Origin of the sequence: Streptosporangium minutum, from assembly GCF_002149035.1 — a bacterium.
GTDB lineage: Bacteria > Actinomycetota > Actinomycetes > Streptosporangiales > Streptosporangiaceae > Streptosporangium > Streptosporangium minutum.
In genome coordinates this window covers 1-2,863 of sequence record NZ_NGFP01000453.1, presented here as the reverse complement: position 1 = coordinate 2,863, position 2,863 = coordinate 1, and the positions used below count along the sequence as shown (strand labels likewise).

General features: G+C 69.6%; 4 protein-coding genes. 2 read left to right on the top strand and 2 right to left on the bottom strand.

The annotated features are described in order from the left end of the window. Positions 1-74: 74 nt before the first annotated feature. Entirely contained in the window at positions 75-851 is a 777-nt protein-coding gene (locus CA984_RS43465; RefSeq protein WP_086579102.1) for a hypothetical protein, read from the bottom strand. A gap of 155 nt (positions 852-1,006) precedes the next feature. Here CA984_RS43465 and CA984_RS43460 point away from each other — a divergent pair, with 155 nt between their 5' ends. Together CA984_RS43460 and CA984_RS43455 are read left to right on the top strand one after the other, a co-directional pair. Further along, positions 1,007-1,681 (top strand): TetR/AcrR family transcriptional regulator, encoded by a 675-nt coding sequence (locus tag CA984_RS43460; RefSeq protein ID WP_242676503.1) that lies wholly within the window; start codon positions 1,007-1,009, stop codon positions 1,679-1,681. Between the two features lie 81 nt (positions 1,682-1,762). After that, positions 1,763-2,539 (top strand): bestrophin-like domain, encoded by a 777-nt coding sequence (locus tag CA984_RS43455; protein ID WP_086579100.1) that lies wholly within the window; start codon positions 1,763-1,765, stop codon positions 2,537-2,539. Between the two features lie 143 nt (positions 2,540-2,682). Here the strand turns inward: CA984_RS43455 and CA984_RS46890 are convergent. Next, a partial coding sequence (locus CA984_RS46890) for a hypothetical protein (protein WP_165781645.1) occupies positions 2,683-2,863 on the bottom strand: 181 nt, incomplete at its 5' end.

Below are 2,863 nucleotides of genomic sequence, written 5' to 3'. Positions count from 1 at the left end.
GCCATCATCGACAGCGTGGTGCAGTTGGGGGTGGATCCTCCGGGTCTCCGCGTGGTCCGTGGACGCCGCCGGTGTCAGCGGAAGAGAATGTCCCAGTGATCGGACTCGCGGGCGTACACGGTCCCCGAGTCCCGATAAAGGGGGGCTCCGTCTCCGCGGATGCCGTCCAGGACGTGCTCGCGCGTGATGTAGCGGTTGATGCAGTCGTTGGGCTTGATGTCCAGCTTGTAGCCCCGGTGATGGCTGTAGCGGCCGGGGGCGTGGCCGACCTCGGTGCCGCCGGTGACGACGACCGGGCAGCCGCTGCGCTGCTTCAGCGCGATCACGTCGGTCACGGTGGCGGCCCGCACCGCCTCCAGCGAGGTGCAGGTCCTCACTCTGCGGTTGGTGCACCCCCCGGACGACTTCCAGCGCAGACCGGCCTTCCGGAGCTGCTGCGTGGCCTGCAGGTGACCGATCCGGATCGGCTGTATCGGATGGCTGGACGTCGCCGCCGCCTCCGTTCTCGACGTGGTTCCCGCCTCCGTCTCCGCTTTCGTCTCCGTCTTCGTCTTCGTCTTCGTCTTCGTCCCTGTCCGGGTCGCCGTCTCCGCCCGGGGCGCGGAGGCCTGCCGGTACGGGCTCCGGGCGGTGGCCAGGACGTCGGCGTCGTAGGTCCCGGTGACCGCGGTCCGGGCCCCGGCGGGCCGGATCGCCGAGGCCGGCGCCGGGGCCGTCACGGCGGTCGACGAGCGCGGCGCGTCGGCCGCAGCGGCGTCGTGCGCGGCCGGCGCGATGAGCGATATCTGCAGAGCCAGCAGTGCTCCGGCGGTGAGCCGGGCACGCCTCTGTTTACAGGGACGTGTCCCCATCGTTTTATCCCTTGTGACGGGAGCCCTCCCACCAGAAGGATCAATCCCACTTTGGAACCGGTATGACCCCTCTGGGAGGCGGGATTTTGCTCGGAAATGGTGATCATCGTGAGCCGCGATGACCTAACGGCGTCATGGGTCGTACAGTGACGAACGTGTCCGAGCCGACCCAGAGAAGCAGGGGATCAGACAAGACCCGCGAAATCATCGTGGAGACGGCCTTGCGGTTGTTCCGCGAGCGCGGATACGAGGCCACCACCATGCGGGCCATCGCCGCTGAGGCGGGGGTCTCGGTGGGCAACGCCTACTACTACTTCGCCTCCAAGGAAGCCCTGATCCAGGCGTATTACGACCGGGCGCAGACCGAGCACGAGGCCGCCTGCGAGGAACTGCTGGCCACCGAGCGGGCCTTCGCGCCGCGGCTGGGCGGGGTACTGCGGGAGTGGGTGCGCGTCTCCGAGCCCTACCACGAGTTCGCGGTGAAGTTCTTCAAGCACGCGGCGGAGCCGAGCAACCCCCTCAGCCCGTTCAGCGCCGAATCGTCGCCGGCCCGGGAGTCGGCGATCGCGATCTACCGCAGGGTGGTGGAGGGGTCGGCGGACCGGATGGACGCCGAGCTCAGGGCGGAGCTGCCCGAGCTGCTCTGGCTGATGTCGATGGGGGTCGTGCTGTTCTGGGTGCACGACACCTCGGAGGGGTGCCGGCGGACCTACCGGTTCATCGAGCTCAGCGTGCCGCTGGTGGACCGGCTGGTCGGACTCTCCCATCTGCCGGGCCTGCGGGGGATCGCCCGGGACTTCATCGCGGGGGTTCACGAACTTCGCGCATGACGTCCTGGCGAACCACGAGAATTCGAGTAACGAACACATTACCCTCGGTAGTTACTTTGGTGACGAGTTCGAGGGAGTCTCATGGGCTGGGTAACGGTGCTGGTCGTGGCGGCTGTCGCGATCATGCTGATCGCGCTTCTCGTGCTCAGGCGGAGGGGCAAGGCGGACGAGGGCGGCGGCTCCGGGTCGGTGGACTTCTCCGCCAACCTCGCTCTCGCCGTCTACCTGCTGGTGCTGGCCTACGCCGCGGTGCTCTGCCGGGACGCGCTCTCGACGGCGCAGACCGACGTCCAGGCCGAGGCGGAGACCCTCACCGAGATGTACTGGTCGGTGGCGCCGATCCCCGAGGCCGCGCCGATCCGGGCCCAGATCCGGGACTACGCCGCCAGAAGCGCCGACCTCGACTGGCCGCTGATGGCCGAGGGGCAGCTCTCCCCGATCCCCACGCGGATGCTCGAGGACATGCGGGCGGCCACGATCCGGCTGCGGCCCGTCGGCGAGGAGAGCAAGAACCTCCAGCAGGACGCGCTCAGCCATGTCTCCGAGGTCGCCCACGCGCGCGCCGTCCGTGCCGACGACGCCGACGCGGGCCTGGAGAGCATCTTCGTGATCTCAATGATCATCTCCGGGCTGCTGGTGATCGCGCTGCCCTGGACGCTCGGAACGAAGCCCACGCTCCCGTCGGTCGTCGGCGACGCCGTGAGGGTGGGCGTGGTCGTCGTCGGCATCGGGTTCATCATGCTGATCAGCCACCCCTTCGCGGGGCTGGGCGCGGTCGGGCCTGACGCCTTCAAGGCGGCGCAGACGCAGTACGACCAGATCGACGACCGGTTCCCGGTGCAGTCGGCGGCGGAGTAGCGGACCCTCCGGTCACCTGGAAGCCCGCCGGCGGAAGGTCCGCCGGCGGGCTTCCGCGTCCGCTATCCGCGTGCCCTGGCGTCCGGCGCGGAGACCGCGGTGGTCGGGATGCGGAAGGTCCGCCGGCGGACCTTCCGCATCCGTTACCTGCGTGCCCTGGCGTTCAGCGCGGAGACCGCGGTGACCGAGATCACTCCGGTGAAGACGACCAGGACGACCAGCCTGCGGTCGGTGCCGCGGCGCCGTTCGGCGAAGCGGTCGAGCACCAGCTGCCGCTTCACGACGCCGGGGGCGGCGGACGGCACGACCGGCCTGGGGGTGGGG